Source organism: Methanomassiliicoccus sp., from assembly GCA_012719175.1.
In the GTDB taxonomy this organism is placed as follows: Archaea; Thermoplasmatota; Thermoplasmata; order Methanomassiliicoccales; family Methanomassiliicoccaceae; genus UBA6.
In genome coordinates this window covers 450,644-467,316 of sequence record JAAYAX010000004.1, presented here as the reverse complement: position 1 = coordinate 467,316, position 16,673 = coordinate 450,644, and the positions used below count along the sequence as shown (strand labels likewise).

The 16,673-nt window shown below is 57.5% G+C and carries 21 protein-coding genes; 4 read left to right on the top strand and 17 right to left on the bottom strand.

The features are described from left to right. Position 1: 1 nt before the first annotated feature. The 15 genes from GXX95_02800 to GXX95_02730 all read right to left on the bottom strand — a co-directional run bounded on the left by GXX95_02800 (position 2) and on the right by GXX95_02730 (position 11,942). Positions 2–664, bottom strand: coding sequence for a precorrin-8X methylmutase (locus GXX95_02800; GenBank protein ID NLT37070.1), 663 nt, complete (start codon positions 662–664; stop codon positions 2–4). Beyond that, complete coding sequence (cobJ, locus tag GXX95_02795) at positions 612–1,412, bottom strand: precorrin-3B C(17)-methyltransferase (GenBank protein ID NLT37069.1); 801 nt, start codon at positions 1,410–1,412, stop codon at positions 612–614. Before cobJ ends, GXX95_02800 begins: the two co-directional genes overlap by 53 nt. Next, positions 1,381–2,247, bottom strand: coding sequence for a cobalt-precorrin 5A hydrolase (gene cbiG / locus GXX95_02790; protein ID NLT37068.1), 867 nt, complete (start codon positions 2,245–2,247; stop codon positions 1,381–1,383). Before cbiG ends, cobJ begins: the two co-directional genes overlap by 32 nt. Further along, positions 2,244–2,963, bottom strand: coding sequence for a cobalt-precorrin-4/precorrin-4 C(11)-methyltransferase (locus GXX95_02785; GenBank protein ID NLT37067.1), 720 nt, complete (start codon positions 2,961–2,963; stop codon positions 2,244–2,246). The genes cbiG and GXX95_02785 overlap by 4 nt, the downstream gene beginning before the upstream one ends. A 1-nt stretch (position 2,964) precedes the next feature. Continuing rightward, positions 2,965–3,573: a cobalt-factor II C(20)-methyltransferase gene (locus tag GXX95_02780; protein NLT37066.1), complete on the bottom strand. Its 609-nt coding sequence runs from the start codon at positions 3,571–3,573 to the stop codon at positions 2,965–2,967. Next, positions 3,573–4,097 (bottom strand): precorrin-6Y C5,15-methyltransferase (decarboxylating) subunit CbiT, encoded by a 525-nt coding sequence (gene cbiT, locus GXX95_02775; GenBank protein NLT37065.1) that lies wholly within the window; start codon positions 4,095–4,097, stop codon positions 3,573–3,575. The genes GXX95_02780 and cbiT overlap by 1 nt, the downstream gene beginning before the upstream one ends. Positions 4,098–4,664: 567 nt before the next feature. After that, a complete protein-coding gene (locus tag GXX95_02770) occupies positions 4,665–5,003 on the bottom strand; it encodes a hypothetical protein (protein NLT37064.1) in 339 nt (112 codons plus the stop codon). Between the two features lie 4 nt (positions 5,004–5,007). Next, positions 5,008–5,310: a hypothetical protein gene (locus tag GXX95_02765; protein ID NLT37063.1), complete on the bottom strand. Its 303-nt coding sequence runs from the start codon at positions 5,308–5,310 to the stop codon at positions 5,008–5,010. Between the two features lie 372 nt (positions 5,311–5,682). Further along, positions 5,683–6,459: a tryptophan synthase subunit alpha gene (locus tag GXX95_02760; GenBank protein ID NLT37062.1), complete on the bottom strand. Its 777-nt coding sequence runs from the start codon at positions 6,457–6,459 to the stop codon at positions 5,683–5,685. Further along, positions 6,456–7,643, bottom strand: coding sequence for a tryptophan synthase subunit beta (trpB, locus tag GXX95_02755; GenBank protein ID NLT37061.1), 1,188 nt, complete (start codon positions 7,641–7,643; stop codon positions 6,456–6,458). The genes GXX95_02760 and trpB overlap by 4 nt, the downstream gene beginning before the upstream one ends. Then, positions 7,634–8,254: a phosphoribosylanthranilate isomerase gene (locus GXX95_02750; protein NLT37060.1), complete on the bottom strand. Its 621-nt coding sequence runs from the start codon at positions 8,252–8,254 to the stop codon at positions 7,634–7,636. The genes trpB and GXX95_02750 overlap by 10 nt, the downstream gene beginning before the upstream one ends. Next, positions 8,251–9,021, bottom strand: coding sequence for an indole-3-glycerol-phosphate synthase (locus GXX95_02745; GenBank protein ID NLT37059.1), 771 nt, complete (start codon positions 9,019–9,021; stop codon positions 8,251–8,253). The genes GXX95_02750 and GXX95_02745 overlap by 4 nt, the downstream gene beginning before the upstream one ends. A gap of 13 nt (positions 9,022–9,034) precedes the next feature. Further along, entirely contained in the window at positions 9,035–9,940 is a 906-nt protein-coding gene (gene trpD / locus GXX95_02740) for an anthranilate phosphoribosyltransferase (GenBank protein ID NLT37058.1), read from the bottom strand. A gap of 62 nt (positions 9,941–10,002) precedes the next feature. Then, positions 10,003–10,584: an aminodeoxychorismate/anthranilate synthase component II gene (locus GXX95_02735; protein NLT37057.1), complete on the bottom strand. Its 582-nt coding sequence runs from the start codon at positions 10,582–10,584 to the stop codon at positions 10,003–10,005. Next, positions 10,581–11,942, bottom strand: a complete 1,362-nt coding sequence (locus GXX95_02730) for an anthranilate synthase component I family protein (GenBank protein ID NLT37056.1) — start codon at positions 11,940–11,942, stop codon at positions 10,581–10,583. Before GXX95_02730 ends, GXX95_02735 begins: the two co-directional genes overlap by 4 nt. A 100-nt stretch (positions 11,943–12,042) precedes the next feature. Here GXX95_02730 and GXX95_02725 point away from each other — a divergent pair, with 100 nt between their 5' ends. The 3 genes from GXX95_02725 (at position 12,043) to cobO (ending at position 14,439) form a co-directional block, all read left to right on the top strand. After that, a complete protein-coding gene (locus GXX95_02725; protein ID NLT37055.1) occupies positions 12,043–12,621 on the top strand; it encodes a flavodoxin family protein in 579 nt (192 codons plus the stop codon). A 133-nt stretch (positions 12,622–12,754) separates the two neighbouring features. Next, complete coding sequence (locus GXX95_02720) at positions 12,755–13,819, top strand: hypothetical protein (protein NLT37054.1); 1,065 nt, start codon at positions 12,755–12,757, stop codon at positions 13,817–13,819. A 74-nt stretch (positions 13,820–13,893) separates the two neighbouring features. Further along, a complete protein-coding gene (gene cobO, locus GXX95_02715) occupies positions 13,894–14,439 on the top strand; it encodes a cob(I)yrinic acid a,c-diamide adenosyltransferase (GenBank protein NLT37053.1) in 546 nt (181 codons plus the stop codon). Between the two features lie 517 nt (positions 14,440–14,956). Here cobO and GXX95_02710 read toward each other — a convergent pair. Both GXX95_02710 and GXX95_02705 read right to left on the bottom strand, forming a co-directional pair. Further along, positions 14,957–15,262, bottom strand: coding sequence for a hypothetical protein (locus GXX95_02710; protein ID NLT37052.1), 306 nt, complete (start codon positions 15,260–15,262; stop codon positions 14,957–14,959). Between the two features lie 122 nt (positions 15,263–15,384). Further along, positions 15,385–15,597 (bottom strand): hypothetical protein, encoded by a 213-nt coding sequence (locus tag GXX95_02705; GenBank protein ID NLT37051.1) that lies wholly within the window; start codon positions 15,595–15,597, stop codon positions 15,385–15,387. A gap of 129 nt (positions 15,598–15,726) precedes the next feature. On the opposite strand from GXX95_02705, the gene GXX95_02700 reads away from it, so the two are divergent. After that, positions 15,727–16,620: an NAD-dependent epimerase/dehydratase family protein gene (locus GXX95_02700; protein ID NLT37050.1), complete on the top strand. Its 894-nt coding sequence runs from the start codon at positions 15,727–15,729 to the stop codon at positions 16,618–16,620. Positions 16,621–16,673: the final 53 nt, after the last annotated feature.

The window sequence follows — 16,673 nt, the reverse complement described above, 5'->3', positions numbered from 1 at the left end:
CTCAACAACTCTTCTCGGCGAACATCGTTATTATCTCGTTCATCGCCGCCACCGCCACCGGCGTCCCGCCCCTGGTGCCCACTGTAGATATGGAGCTGATGTCCAATTTCCGCAGCTCCTCCTTGGACTCCGCAGCGTTCACGAAGCCCACCGGGCAGCCCACCACCAAGGCAGGGGTTATCCCCTGCTTGTACATCTCACATAAGGACAGGAGGCAGGACGGGGCGTTCCCGATGACCACGATGGAGCCGTTCAGCCTCTCCCCCAGGGCCAGCATGCCCGCGCTGGTCCTGGTGATGTCCTTGGGACCAGTACGCTCGGAGGCATGGTCCAGGAGACAATCCACCCGGCAATCGTGACCCTTCTTCTGGATACCGATCTGGACCATGCGGATGTCAGCGTATACCGTCGCCTTCGCCCGCAGTGCGGCCAGCCCAGCACCGATAGGGTCCAGACGGAAGTGCATCAGGTCGGCCATGGAGAAGTCCCCCACGGCTATGGAGCAGCGCTGCCTGATCCGGTCCTCCGGCGTCTCGTTGCCGATGGTCTTGCGGGCGAGCTGCCGGCTTCGGTTGGATATGCTGTACCCCTCGACGGTGTCGGCGCCCAGGTCAATATACGTACTTGCGGTGGTACCCTCTCGGTGTGATGATCCCTCTGACATTCTCTCCCTCCTTGAACAATTGGGTGCTCTCTCCTCCGATGATGACCATGGAGTGCATGTCCACCACGTTATCGTCCGCGAAGAGCGTTCCCAGGTCTGTGACCAGGAAGCTCTCTCCCTCGCCCCTGTATGCGTTCCTGACGATGCCTACGGGCGTGTTCGGCTTGGCATGCCGCAGCCCGATCTCCAGCGCCTTCTTCAGGTTCCCCGGGCGGGTGTGGCTGCGGGGGTTGTACACGGCCATAGGTATCCCCATCTGGAATCCCAGGTCCAGACGCTTCTCGATGACCTCCCACGGTGTCAGCAGGTCGCTCAGAGAGATGACCAGGAAATCGCTTGATAATGGTGAGCCTAGTATCGAGGCCGCTGCCGTTGCCGCGGTCACCCCCGGTATGACCTTTACATCTAGGCTGGGCGCCTCATGCTGGACCAGCTCCAGGACGATGCTGGCCATGCCGTAGACCCCGGCATCTCCGCCGCTGACCATGGCCACCTTGGATGCTTTTGCGAGCCTCACGGCTTCACGGGCGCGCTCGACCTCCTTCCCCATGGAGGAGTGGATGACGATCTTACCCTCCAGCAACGGCTCCATCTGGTCCAGGTACATTCGGTTGCCGATGACCACATCCGACTCCCTTATCGCTCGTTGAGCGAGCGGGGTCAGGTTCTCCAGGTCCCCTGGCCCGGTGCTAACAACATACAGTGTTCCGGCGACCTCATCTTGCGATCGCGATGGTGACATTTCCATAAGCTCTCCTCCTCATCACTAGTTCTTTATGCTTTGACAGGGCCAAGGCCGCCGGCTCGGCCACCCCGATAAGACCTATCAGCTCAGCCTTTGACCTCGAGGCCACAGGCTGACAGTTGATGGTGTCATCATCGAGGAAGTATAGGCTGCCCCCGAGCTCGCGGACTGCGGCGGTAATGCCCTCCTCGTCCGCCTTCTTCAGGGTGGACGCATAGACCAGCACCTCCTTCTCTGGAATGCTGAGTGTTTTAAGGGCATCATGTACCGCACCTACCACCTCCCTGGCTGCGGTCCCTCGGTTGCATCCGATTCCCACGACGAACTCTCCCGGCCGCGACAGGATGGAAACGCCGGGCGTTATCAGCACCACCGCCGGACCTTCGATACGATATACTGGAACTTCGCCATGTATGAAGGCGGTGTTGACCGCGACTGTAGAAGCCTTGTTCACGACCTCCAAGCCTGAGCGGACCGCAATATCCTCCACTGAGTCCTTTCCCAGGGCGTCAGTGGCTGTGGAGATAACTGGCGTCAGGCCATGGGATGCCAGTTTCCTGGCGATATCGTTCCCTCCATGGTGGCCCCCAAGGATAGGGACGCAAAACCTTAGGTCGGGAGTGACCACGACCACCGCGGGGTCCACCCATTTGTCACGGATATATGATGACAGCTTCCTCACCACGATGCCGCTGGCCATCACCGCGACGACAGCCTGATACTCATGGAAGGCACGTTCGAAGGCATCGTCCGAGTACTCTATCATATCGGCGCTCAGCCATTCCGCGAGCTGCTTGGCCTGCGGTGAGCGGTCGATATGGATGATCACGCACCTCATGAGTATAGCACCGACCGATGGTACCGCTCCATGGGCTCCACGATCCCCCCGATGAGGATTAGGGCCGTCTTATGGATCCCTGCCTCCTCTGCCTTGTGGACGATATCGGTCACGCACCCCTTCACGATCTTTTGATCGGGCCAGGAGGCATGATAGATGACCGCCGCAGGGGTGTCTCCCGGGCACCGTAGCTTCCCCACGATCTCTCCCAGCTTGTCCGTGCCCAGAAATATGACCAGGGAGGACCCCATCTCTGACAGCTTGGAGATGTCGTCCTCCTCCAGGGTCTCGCCTGCGGGCCTGGTGATTATCAGCGATTCCGAGACCCCTTTCAGAGTGTATTGCGTCTTCAAGGCCGCGGAGGCAGCGAACAGGGAGCTCACACCGGGAACGATGTGCACTTCCACTCCATGCTTCTCCAGCTCGGCGATCTGCTCCACTATGGAGCCGTAGAGGGCGGGATCGCCACTGTGCAATCTCACCACACGCTTGCCGGCTTTGGCAGCGTCGGTCATGATGGGGACCATCTCCTCCACGGACATTCCCCAGCTGTCCATCTTCACCCCTGCGCGAGAGCGCTCCACCAGGGCAGGGTTCACCAAGGAACCGGCATAGATCAGCACGTCCGCACCGACGAGGAGGTCGTTCCCCTTCATGGTGATCAGATCAGGGTCCCCCGGACCCGCTCCCACGAACCAGACCACAGGCGTGTACATCCTAAGCCCTCCGAGCGAACAAAACGCTCATGTAGTCACAGGTCTCCGGCATATCGTCCTCGCGATACACTCTCTCGCCATTCATGTGCATCCGTTCCACCAGGTGGAACTCGTTATAGCCCTGAGAGCGGAGATCGTTCATCATATCCCGGGGAGCGCGAACCTTCAAATGTACCAGGCATCGCTGTTCCGACCCATCGGTCACCAACAAGCCAGAGTTCACTGAAAGGTTCAGGCGGGAGGCGAAGGCCGTTATGGAGCTTATACCAGGCTCCACCTTGAACTCGATGTCAGGATAATTATGCCTCATGACATCGCACAGCCTACCGAAGGTGGAGTAGAAGCCTGGATCTCCCAGGATGCCCAGGACAGCCGTTCCGCTTCGTGCCGCGGGAGCGATGGCAGCACAATTACGCTCCATGGCGGCGCGTACCTTCTCATAATCATCGGTCATGGGGAAATCCAACATCTCGGCGTCCGCGAATGGGGCGACGATGTCCCTGGCTATTCTGCCCGGAACGAACACCTTATCTGCCTCGGCCAAGAGCTTGGCTCCCCGCACGGTGATCAGATCGCTCTCACCTGGTCCAATGCCTAACGCTATCAACATCACTTGCACCTACCAACAATTATGTACACGGGGTCGATGGGACGGAAAAGGAAGGAATCAGCTAGAGAGTATGACCGAGAGACAGAGACCTGAACGACCTCCTCGAAGATGCCAAGCTCCTGCATCGTGGACACCGCTCGTTGGAGTGTCCGAAGTAGAACCGCGTTCACTACAATCCTGCCTGTAACCTGGCCTGTGAGAATGCGTAGGACCTCTTCCAGCTCCTGCGATCCTCCCACAAAGGCCCCGTTCAATCTTCCCAATTCCGGGAGCACCTCTTTCGCGCTCCCTTTCAACACCTGTACCTTATGGGCGTTGTTCTCTGCCACATTATGAGCGGTGGCCGCTATCGCCTCGTCCCTGACGTCGATAGCGTAGACCCGAGCACAGGCTCTCGAGGCCTCGATGGATACCTTACCGGTGCCGCAACCCACATCTGCCATGATATCTCCTTCCCTCAAAGCCAGTTTGAACAAGGAAATGGCCATCACCTCGTCCTGTGTCGGTCCTCCGCTCACTTTCATGTTATCAGAGTTGGAGGAATCATCCAACTTAGTATTTAATCGTGTTGGAGCTATGGTCCAATTATAACATAAGAAACATAATAAACGTAACACTACCTCATAACCTATTTTTTTTCGGTTATGTTAGGGTCAGTAGAAATATCTCATCTGGCTTACCATATTTCCCATATCTGCATGTTACTTTTCCAGGGAGTTATTTTCTTTTTCAAACAGAATACAAAACTCAATTATTGTAAAAAAGTTGGAGGGAAACGGGGTTGGAGGATAACTTTGGCGGTAGAACAAGGGATTCCCGTCTCCATATTCTGATAAAACGTGCTACGATATATAATTTCGTAATACTAATTTGTATTCCTTGATCCGATCGTTTTTTTAATAAGGTTCTGAATTATTTTCATTGGACGACAACGTATGTTGAGGTTACTGGTTTGATCCCTTGTATTTATTTAATAAATAATATCGAGCTCGATCTTTGGTCCCCTGGGCATTTTTATAGAATGACCCAAGTATAATGAAAAAAATGCAATGATGGCATATCGGACTCATTACATGCCATCATTGAGTGACTTATGCTGTCACGACAGTCTCTTCCTTCTCCTCTGTACCCGCGTATCGGTTATAGACGTAGACCATTACCGCCCATACAGCCACGCATGCCAGGAGCATCGCTGTCCCTATCGTCGCCATCTCCCCCAACATGGTGGCGGTATCTGCGGGGTCGCTCATCGCCGAAAGGAACGGGAAGTATGGAACTACCTCTTCGTGGGCTATATGTTCTATAGCTAGAGCGACCACCCCTCCCCACAGCAACACGTTCAACCACATGATGTGGAGTTTTTCCGGGATCTTTTTTCTGAACACAGTCGTCACTACGGCCACTGACATCGGTACTAGAAAGCATGCCATTTTTTCACCTCATACTTGGTTTTACTGCCTTGCTCTTGATCTTGGACATTATCACAGCTACCTCCCAGATGAAGAATATCGGGATTAGCATTACGATACCGAGAACGATCCCGTTCTCAATTAGTCCGTCCGTCTCCATCTCTAAGAACGGACCGCTTCCGGCATAGCCCATAATGTGATCGACCAGGATCATCACGCTCAGCCCCCACAACATGAGAGCGAGCAGATTGAGCTGGTACTTTTTTGGGGCGATGAACCACACTGCGGTCACCGCCAGAGCTGCAAGTAAAGTTGTTATCAGCCACATTTATTATCACCGTAATACTAATTTCTATTTCGTAATATCAGTATCAAAATGAAGTATAAAGTAGTTATCCATGGCCGAGATGGGATCTATGGAAGCACGTCGTTTGGTCTAACACCCTCCCGACGTGGGGATGAATCGCCATCATGTTTGTACCTTATCGGCTATCACTAATTTTGAGAGTCCATTAGATGAAATTTTTCTAGAATAATGGGAGCAGAAGTGAAAAGCAACATAGAGTGAAGGTCTATCCTGTGTGTATCGATAGGCCTTATATAGGACCATTTTGAGATTTCTTGAGTTCTACGGTATATTACATTTGCCACTTGCCATTATGACCTTACTGCCATGCGCTCGTAAGAGCGACCCACTCGACTATGATGTCCTGCCGTCCCTGAGGCCAGCAACGAATTTGCGAGTATCCTCGGGGGCGGCCCCGTCGATGATGTTCTTCAATAAAGCGCTGCCTACAATGGCGGCGTCCGCTCCCTGCGCGTATAACCGCTCCGTATGCTCTCTCTGAGATATGCCGAACCCGACTCCGATAGGAAGCGGACCCGCGGCCCTCTTGGCGCGCTTCACCAACGCCTCGACGTCGTTGGACAGTGACGAACGCGCGCCGGTGGTCCCCAGGGCGCTTACCACGTAAAGAAAACCCATGCATGCCCGGACGATCTTGGACATGCGCTCCTCCGATGTCGTGGGGCCGACCAGCTGGATGAGGTCCATACCATTTAAGGCGCAGGACTGTCTAAGTCCATTGGATTCCTCTAGGGGAAGGTCAGGAACTATGAGGCCATCAGCACCCGCTTCTTTGGCAAGATGCGCGTAAGGTCCCTCCCCCAGCTGGAAGATGGGGTTGTAGTATCCCATCAGTACCAGCGGCACATCTGTCAATGTTCGCAGCCTCCTCGTGAGCTCGAACACCCTCATCGGCGTGATGCCGATATCCAGCGCCTTCTGCGATGTCACCTGGATGACCTTGCCGTCGGCTACGGGGTCGGTGAAGGGGACACCGATCTCCAAAACGTCCGCGCCCCCCTCCACGATGGCCATCGCGTGCTCGATGAACAGCTCCTCCGACGGAAATCCCGCCGTCAGGTAGCATATGAGGCCCCGCCCCTTGCATAGTGCTTCTGTTATCCTGCTCAATCGTCCACCCCCATCAGATCGATAACGGTCTCCAGGTCCTTGTCCCCCCGGCCGGACACGGTGATGACGATGACCTGGTCCTTGGACATCTCGGCAGCACGCTCCATGCCAGCGGCCACCGCGTGCGATGACTCCAGGGCCGGTATGATCCCCTCTACCTCGCTCAACGTCCGGAATGCGAGCAGGGCCTGCTGGTCCGTGATGCCGGTGTACTGTGCCCTGTGGATGTCGTTAAGAAGGGAGTGCTCCGGTCCCACCCCTGGATAGTCCAATCCTGCGGCCACGGAGTGAGTCTGCGATATCATTCCGTTCTCGTCCTGCAGGAGGTAGGATTTGCAACCATGCAGGACCCCCACCTTCCCGCCACTGATGGATGCCGCATGCTTCCCTGTGGCTAAACCTTCACCTGCTGCCTCCGCGCCCAGGAACCCCACGCCAGGGTCGTTAAGGAAGGGGTGGAAGGTACCTATGGCGTTGGAGCCGCCGCCCACACATGCGACCAGGAGGTCCGGAAGTCTTCCCTCCTGGCTCAAGATCTGCCTTCTGATCTCCCTACCGATGACGCTCTGGAAGTCCCTTACCATCGCAGGGTAGGGATGCGGACCCGCCGCCGTGCCCATGAGGTAGTAGGTACTCTCCACGGTGGCCGCCCAGTCACGGAAAGCCTCGTTCAAAGCGTCCTTGAGGGTGCGGGAGCCGGAGTCCACCGGATGTACCTTGGCCCCCATTAGCTTCATCCGGAAGACGTTCATACGCTGACGGGCGATGTCCTCCGTTCCCATGTAGATCTCGGCTTTCAGCCCCAGCACCGCCGCGGCCATGGCCGTGGCGGTACCATGTTGACCTGCGCCCGTCTCGGCGATGACGCGCTCCTTGCCCATGCGCTTGCACAGGAGCGCCTGGCCCATGACGTTGTTGAACTTATGGGCCCCCCCGTGGCACAGGTCCTCCCGCTTGAGGTAGATCTTGGCACCCCCGCATCTTTCCGTGAGCCTGCGAGCTAAGTACAGGGGCGTGGGTCGTCCCCCATAATGTGCCATGTACTCGCGCAGCTCGGCCTGGAAAGCGCTGTCGCCCTTCACGCGGTCATATTCCCTTTCCAGTTCCTCCAGCGCGGGCATGAGGATCTCCGGAACGTATCTACCGCCGTACTGCCCGAAGCGGGTCCTGTCCTTCATTGGCATTTTCTCACCGTATCAATCAATCTGTCGATCTTCGAAGCATCCTTGGAGCCATTGGTCTCCACGCCGGAGGAGACGTCCACGATGTCCGGGTGCACCACGGCTATGGCCCCGGCCACGTTCTCCGGGGTGAGGCCTCCCGCCAGAGCACAGCGGGTCGGCCGGACCTCCCGGCACAGACGGGCGCTGACAGCATGGTCATGGAGGATCCCCGCCCCCCCTCCCTGAGGAGAGGCGGTGTCCAGGACCACGCAGTCCGCTTCACCGACGAACCGTAACTTCCGCTCCCCCATCCCTGGTCCCACGTGGACGGCCACCCACACCTCGCAGTCCACTCTCCTGCGGACCTTGCGCAGGGTGTCCTCGTCCACATCCCCGTTCAGCTGCACTGCGTCCGGGCGGACCTTCCCGACCATGTTTGTTACGATCTGTGCGTCCACTGAGGTGGTAACGGCCACGCTGGGGCGTTCGGCGAGGGTAACAAGATGCCTAGCAGCCTCTATGCTCAGGGACCTGCGGGTCCCCGTGGCTACGACGAACCCCTGGTAGTCCGCCCTTGATGATGCGTTCACATCGGCCTCGCCCATCAGGCCGCAGATCTTGACCTGGGTCATCGCGGGACCTCCAGGGCCCGCAGGGTCTCCTCAGCATCTTTTGCGGAGGATAGATGTCCTCCCACCAGCACGGCATCCCCGCCGTGATCGCGGATGCCCTCGATGACCGCTCGGCTTCCGATCCCGCTCATCACAATGATGGGACGGTCCTCCTCCGAGAGCAGGGGGAGGAAGGCCATGGCCTTGGTGAGGTCCACTTTCAGGGTCCTCAGGTCCCTCTGGTTAATGCCCAGGAGGTCAGCCTCGCTGTCCCTGGCCTTGTTCAATCCCTCCTCGGACGTGGCCTCTAGCACCACCTCCAGGCCCCAGTTGTGCGCACAATCAATCAGGTCATCACGGCGTCCAGGCGAGATGGCATGGTCGAAGACCTCTTGGATAAGGAGCACCGCGCCGGCCCCGTGCAGCGAGGCTGCCCGGACCTGATCCTCGTTTATGACAACGTCCTTCATGAGCATGGGCAATCCGCTCTGCCTTCCCAGCTCTAGGTTCTTAAGGGAACCGTGGAAGAAGCGGGGCTCGGTCAGCACCGACAGCGCTGCGGCCCCGCCCCTAACGTAATCATCGATGAGCTTCCGGGGCCCATAGGTGCTCAAGCGCCCCATGGAAGGAGAGGCCAGCTTGATCTCGGCAATCACGGGGAATGTAGCATGGGTGGTCAGAGACCTTGATAAGCTAGCTCCTTCGTAATGCCTGGCCCCTTGCCCGTAATAGCCGCTGGACACCAAAGCCTCAGCGTTCATGATCAGCTCAGACAGCTTGTCCTGCATGTTATCAGCACCGCTAAAGAGAACGGAAGCGGCTCACGTATTGGTTAAGCTTTGCTAGCGCCTTTCCCGTATCGATAGCGGCCTCGCACTTCCTTATGCCCCGGTCCAGATCGTCCACGGCCCCATACGCCAACAGGCCGCAGGCGGCATTGAGCACCACCATGTCCCGGCGGGCCCCGACCGTACCGCCTAGTATGTCCCGGGCCGCGGCAGCGGACATGATGGGGTCCAGTTCGCATATGTCCGAGGGGTCCGGATGATAGAGACCCAGCTCGCGAGGGTCGATGAGGAACCTCTCCTCCCCATCACTGGTGACCAGGACGGCCGAGGTGGGCCCGACCACCGATACCTCGTCCATGCCCGGACGGCCGTGGACCAATAAGGCCCTCTCCGTACCGATGTCCCTAACTACCTTGGGCAGGAGTTCCAGCAACTGGGGGGAGTAAACGCCCAGCAGCTGCCGGTGTCGGGACCTCACCGGGTTGAGCAGGGGTCCCAGCATGTTGAACACCGTACGGGTCGAGATCTCCCTTCTGATGGGTACCGCATACCTCATGGCAGGGTGGAACCCGGGAGCGTACAGGAAGGCGAAGCACATAGAGTCCAGGGAGGCCCCGGCCTCCTCCGGTGTGAGCATGAGCCTGGTTCCCAGGGCCTCGAAAAGGTCAGCGCTGCCGCAACCGCGGTTGGAGCGGTTGCCATGCTTTGCCACCGGAACGCCCAGAGATGATACGATGAAGGAGGCTATGGAGGACACGTTGAAGGTCCGAAACCTCGCGCCGCCGGTGCCGCACATGTCCAGGACCACAGGGTGCACCGTGTTGACGGGAACAGAGGCATCTCGGAAGGCCGAGGCGAGGGCACTCACCTCTTGCGGGGTCTCCCCTCTCCGGGCCATCTCGGTGAGGGAGGACACCATCTCCGGTCCTTCGAAAGTTCCTGTTATGAGCTGATGGGCCAGAAGCTCAGGGGAGGCAGCGATTACGACCTCACCCCCCGCAGGAAATTGGACATTATCCTCGATCCCTGAGGCGTGAGTATGGACTCAGGGTGGAACTGTACGCCCTCTATCGGATAGCGTCGATGGCGTATGCCCATTATCGTGCCCTCGGGGGTGGTCGCGGTGACCTTTAATTCATGTGGCAGGTCCGGGGACACCACGAAGGAGTGGTACCTCCCCGCGGTAAAGGGGTTGGGCAGGCCGTCGTACAGTCCGCCGTCATCGTGATCCACCAGCGATGTCTTCCCATGGACGAGGCGGTCGGCGCCGATCACCTTGCCCCCATAGAAGTGGGCGATGCCCTGATGTCCGAGGCACACCCCCAGCGTTGGTACCTCCTGGGAGATGGTAGTGAGGACGTCACCGCAGATGCCGAAGTCCCGCCGCTCCGACGGCCTCCCCGGTCCCGGGGAAATCACGATGCCGTCAGGGTCCAGCTTTTCGATGTCCTTCAGGGACAGGGCATCGTTGCGTGCGACCACGCACTCCGCGCCTAGGTCCTCGAAGCCCTGGTGCAGGTTGTACACGAAGGAATCGTAGTTATCGATTATGATAAGCTTCATACCATCACCTCGGAGGCGTGCCGCAGGGCCACTTTCATCGCTGACAGCTTGTGCTCCGTCTCATCGAACTCCCGGGTGGGATCGGAGTCGGCCACAATGCCTGCGCCCGATTGGAAGTATAGCTTGCCGCCGGAGGCGAAGGCCGAGCGGATGGTTATGGCGGAGTCCAGGTTCCCGTTGAAGGAAACGTAGCCCACGCCCCCCGCATAGGGGCCGCGGCTGTCTCTTTCCACTTCTCCAATGATCTCCATGGCACGTGGCTTGGGAGCACCTGACACCGTTCCCGCCGGGAACACTGCCTGCAAGGCCTCCACTGCCGAGCACCCTTCTCGGAGAGTCCCCTGGACCTTGGATACTATATGCTGGACGTGTGAGAACTCCTCGACCCGCATGTACTCCGGGACAGATACAGATCCACCTGTGCACACTCGGGAGAGGTCGTTACGGGCAAGGTCCACGAGCATGGCGTGCTCGGCCCTTTCCTTATCATCCTGCAATAGGTCCTCGCGGTACCGCTTTCGGTCGGTGGCATTCTGGCCGAGCGGCCTGGTCCCAGCGATGGGGTAGGTCGTGGCCTCCCGTCCCCTGACCGTGAGAAGGGTCTCCGGGCTGCTCCCCAGTATTATCCTCTCCCCAAAATCCAGGAAGAACATGTAGGGAGAGGGGTTGAGGGTGCGAAGGGACCGGTACAGGTTCAGTAGGTCGCCGCGGTAGCGGCAGGAGAGCCTGCGTGACAAAACCGTCTGGAAGGTCTCCCCGTTAGTAATGCGGCCCTTTATGGTACGAACCCCCTCCTCAAAGTCCTCCCGCCCCTGCTCCGAAACCAGACCATCGACGGTCAGCTGACGATGGTCCGTGCGGTCGGGCATGGACCCCACGATCTCCTCCAGTGGTCCCGGCTCACCGACAGAGAGGAGGTAGACCTGAAAGCTGGAATGATCGTATACGAGGCATTCCCGGTACAATCCCAGTTCGAACTCCGGGAACTCCGATGGAAAGTATCTGACTGAGGACGGCTCGGCCCGGCCGGCGAACTCGTAGGAGAAGTAACCTACCAGACCTCCCACGAAAGGGAATCGGTCGCAAGGATGACCGAACCCCGCGGTAAAACTCCGCAGGTAGCCTCCAGGGTCATCCCGTAGGTGGTCGAGGCCTATGCCGCCTTCGACCTTTCCTTCATTGCAGGTGAGCACCTCCCCGGGGCCGAACCCCAGAAAGGAGTAGGCGACCGTCCTGCTGCTTCCCACCGCGGATTCCAACATGAAGGAGGTATCGAACTCCGGGCGTAGGCGCCGATATACTTCGAAAGGAGGGAGGGTGAGGTCGAGCCTTTTAAGAGTGATCTTCGTCTGTTGCATATTTAGGGTACATTATTACGCATATTTAACCATAGTTGTATAGAAATATACATCATATAACATGATTATTCATATAACCCCGGTTCCTTTTCCGTTAATCATGAAGGTCATCGCGTTCAACGGTAGTCCACGCAAGAACGGGAACACCCACCGTGCTCTGGAGGTGGTCCTACAGGAGATCGCCAAGGAGGGCATCGACACCGAGCTGGTGCAGATGGGCTGCGAGGACCTCGCCCCCTGCCAGGCATGCAACGTGTGCGCGCAGAAGAAGGACAGGAAATGCAAGCGCAAGGACGATAAGGTCAACGAATGGATCCAGATGATGATCGAGGCGGACGGCATCATCATCGGTTCCCCGGTGTACTTCGGCTCCATGACCGCGCAGACCAAGGCCTTCGTCGACCGGGTAGGGTTCGTGAACCGTGCTAATGGCAACCTCTTCCGAAGAAAGGTGGGTGCAGCGGTCACCGTCAACCGTCGCGCGGGGGCTTTAGCCACTTTCCAGTCGATCAACGATTTCTTTCTGATAGGGGAGATGATCGTGGTCGGCTCTTCATACTGGAACGTGATCAACGCATTGAAACCCGGCGACATCGAGCAGGACGAGGAAGGTCTGCGGACGATGCAGGACCTGGGGCGGAACATGGCGTGGCTGATCAAGAAGATCAGGGCGCCCTAGGTATCCTCGGCCGATGGATGTCCAGCAGCATGTTAGGGGCGCGTAAAGGTTCGCCTCTCTCCCCTGCATGGAATCGAAGCCTTGAGATCTGGATATTTCGCCGCCAACATTGAGCCGTTAGAGGAAAATTGGCATGACGCAGAGAATGGAGGATAGGGAAGCGGTAGTTGTGGGGGCAGGTCCCGCAGGTGCAGCGGCCGCGTTCTTCCTGAAGATGATAGACCCTGAGAGGGACGTTCTCCTTCTGGACCGTCTCACCGGCGAGAAGTACTCCAAGTATCACCGCATGTGTGGCCAGGCGATATCCAGGGCGGCGTTCCGAGACCTTGCACCCCTGAAACCCCAGAACGTTCTGCACCGGATAAAGCACCTGAGGGACGAATGGTCCGAGGGCAACTATGTTGAGTTTAAAAGCCATGGATATGTTCTGGACCGCCCCGGCTTCTTGAAAGGGATAACGGACCGCTTCCGCTCCCTGGGCGGGGAGATGGAGACGGCAGCGCTGGGCTCGGTCGCTCGCGACGGTGACGGAACCTTGCTCTACCTTACTGATGGCAGGACCATCCGAGCCCGCAAACTTGTCGCGGCCGATGGCTCACGATCGCTGGTCAGAAGATCGCTCTTCGGCGAGGAGCCTCCGGTGACGCTCAGGATGGAGCAATGCCTTGTTCGCAAGCAGGTGCGCAAGGACACGCTCACCTTCATCCAGGAGGAGAGATACCATGGGGGCTACCGCTGGGAATTTCCCGCAGGAGACCTGTGCTGTGTGGGGTTCCCCCGCGGCTCCGACGCAGTGGAAGGTGAGGTCGTGGAGCGCCATCGAAGGAACATCCCCATCGGAGGGGTGAGATGCGTGGAGCGGGGGGGCGTGTACCTCGTCGGGGACGCCGCAGCCATGGCCAATCCCATTACTTGGGGAGGGATCAGGACATCCATGATCTCCGGACGCCGGGCCGCCGAGGCCATCGCTTCCGGGAAGCCTCAGGCCTACCAGAACTGGTGGGACAGGACGCCTTTGTCCCCGGCGAGGTTCATGGATGCATACGTCAGCCTCGGAAAGATGACTGATGATGATTATCAGAAGGCTTCCAGGGGCGTCGACGGCAACCCCCTGTCATGGCTGGGGGCATACCTCACCAGGGGCAAGTACAGGCAACTCTACAATGCCCTCCTCCTGAGCCTCAGGTACGGATGGTGAGTGAATATGAACTTCTTTCGACCGGTAAGCTTTTAGCCGTTGAGTTGGATGGATAATCCAAGAGTTCGTTGATCATGACAGTTAAGGAAGATATTCGGCAGAATCTGGGGCTTGTTCATGTCTATACCGGCAATGGTAAGGGCAAGACCACCGCGGCCTTGGGCCTGGCATTGCGGGCCATGGGCAACGACCTTAACGTTGCCATGATACAGTTCATGAAGTGCCCCCAGTATTATGGCGAGTACGAGATCTCAAAATCCTTGCCCAACTTCACCCTGCTGCCTATGGGCAGGGACTGCCTTGTCAACGCGGAGAAGCCGTTGCCAGAGGATAAGGAGGCCGCCGAGGCCGCACTTCGTAAGGCCGAGGAGCTGATGCACTCTGGCAAGTATGACATGGTCATCATGGACGAGGTGAACGTTTCCATTAAGTTCGACCTCGTCAACGTAGATGACGTTGTTAAGGTCATCAAGAACCGCCCCCCGTGTGTGGAGCTGGTCCTGACCGGCCGTTATGCTCCCCCCCAGCTGCTGGAGATCGCGGACCTGGTTACAGAGATGAAGTGCATAAAACACCCCTTCACCAAGGGCGTTCCGGCGAGGGACGGCATCGAGCGTTGATAGGCTGGAACAGCATCCCCGGACGAAGGCGGCATAGGCCTCGTCCACGGTACTCTTCCGCTCCCGGCTCGTGATGATGTAGACATCATGCGTAATGTCACCCAGTGGCACCATCTCGTGCCTCTAGGGAGCATGCATGGATGCCGCCATCCAGGAGGAGCGTTCGACAAAGCCAGCCATTACCAAACGAATATATCAGTGCCCTCCCCGATGATCTTCGGAGGGGCCTCAACACCCCTGGTCGCTAGAATACTGCTCCATCTCCTCGTTGTCCATCATTACCTGACCCTCGCCGCCATCGAAAATATTCAGCGATCTTGAGCAGTCAGCGTGTTATTCCATTACTGACCGGATGACTGTGTATACTGGAGATGATAGGGATGGGCGAATATGGGTTCACCCAGGCCTGAAAACGAACGGTTTGGAGAGGGACGTCCGACCTTGTTTCATCGGAATAGACCGAGGACCATTCTTCTTTCAGCATATGATGTCGGACTGCCCCCGAGATATTACCTTTTCAGGGGTTGGTCTGAACCATCCTGCCCAATGTTGTCATGTCGATGTTCAGTTGGGCCACATCCGCCATGTTCATGATCGAGGAGGTAGGCAACGATATCTTGGCGCTGCCGATTATCGGTTTCTTCACGTTGAGCTCTTCCAACACGTTCTTATCGAGGTCTACGACAAGGGCCGTCACGTTCCAGTTCTTAAGGTCTACCCAGGCGCCGCTCAGCGTTCCGATCTTCCGGCCATCAGTGGTTATCACGACCCTGGACTTGATACAGCCCATCTCCATTATCCTCTCGTTCTCGGGAGCAATCATTTTCGTATCACCGTTCCATATAATCAATGAAAAGGACCATTTAAGCATTATGAACTTTTTCGTCTAGACAAAATCCTGTCATCTGACAACACTGGAAATATGGATCGGTAAAAAGGGAGAGATCATCTCCGGATGAACAGCATCAGGAACGTCACAATGATGAACGCTATCCCGGTCAGGGTAGTATCGGACGTTATCAAGTATATTACCAGGGCCGCGATGGCTGGAACAAGGAAGAACCGAACGCTCTTGATGATAAAGATCAATATGCCCAACCCCGCCATCAACAGCAGCAGGAGAGCGAGCCACGACAGACCCGTGCCTAGAATAAACATGAGTGGACCCTATGGACGAAACATCATGGGGCTCTTCAAGCTTATTTATGGAAGGTGCGCATCGGTCCTTTCCAAAAGATGGATGTCATCGCCAAAGAAATATAGTTTGGAAATTATTAGAGCAGGCCCGTGAACGTACTGATCACAGGCGCTTCAGGACAGCTGAGCTCATATCTTTTCGAGGAAATGGCATCTAGACATGAGGCGTGGGGGGTCGATATCCGCCAGCCCGAGTTCACCAGCGCGCTGGGGAAGGTCACCATCGCTGACATCAGGGACCCGGAAGAAATGCTGAGGGCATGCAAGGGCGCGGACGCGGTGATCCATACTGCGGCCCAGGTCTCTGTCCAGCGCTCCACGGAGGACCCTGCTTTCGACGTAGAGACGAACGTTCTGGGAACCGTTCGGACGCTGAAGGCTGCCAAAGATGCTGGCGTGTCCAAGTTCGTGTTCATATCCAGCGCCGCTGTGTACGGCAACCCCCATTACATTCCTGTAGATGAGGACCACCCTGTGGCGCCCCTCTCCGTCTACGGCTCCAGCAAGCTATCGGCGGAGCATTTCGTGCAGGCTTTCGGCTCGTCATATGGTTTGAGGTGGGTGATCATCCGCCCGTTCAACTTCTACTCTCCGCGGGCAGACCCCAAGAGCCCATACTCCGGCGTGATCACCAAATTCACCCAGAACGCGATCGCTGGTCTACCTCTGAGGATCGAGGGGGACGGGTCCCAGACCAGGGACTTCCTCCATGCCGCCGACGTTGCCCGTCTGGTGCGGCTGTCCATGGAGTCCGATAACAGCGGCATGGTCTTGAACGGCGGTTCTGGTCAGGCAACAAGCATCATGGACCTGGCAGAGGTTATAAAAAAGGTATGTCCTGGAGAGGTCCGGGTCGAGCACATAGCCCCTCGCACAGCGGATATCAAGAACTCCGTCGCCAAAGTGCAACGGGCCAAGGAGATGGTGGGCTTCAGCACACGCATCTCCCTGGAGGAAGGACTCAAGGCGTTCTTTCGGACCTAAGGGTTTACAGATCGATGATGTTCTGACCCTCTTTTATGAAGACGGTCATATCG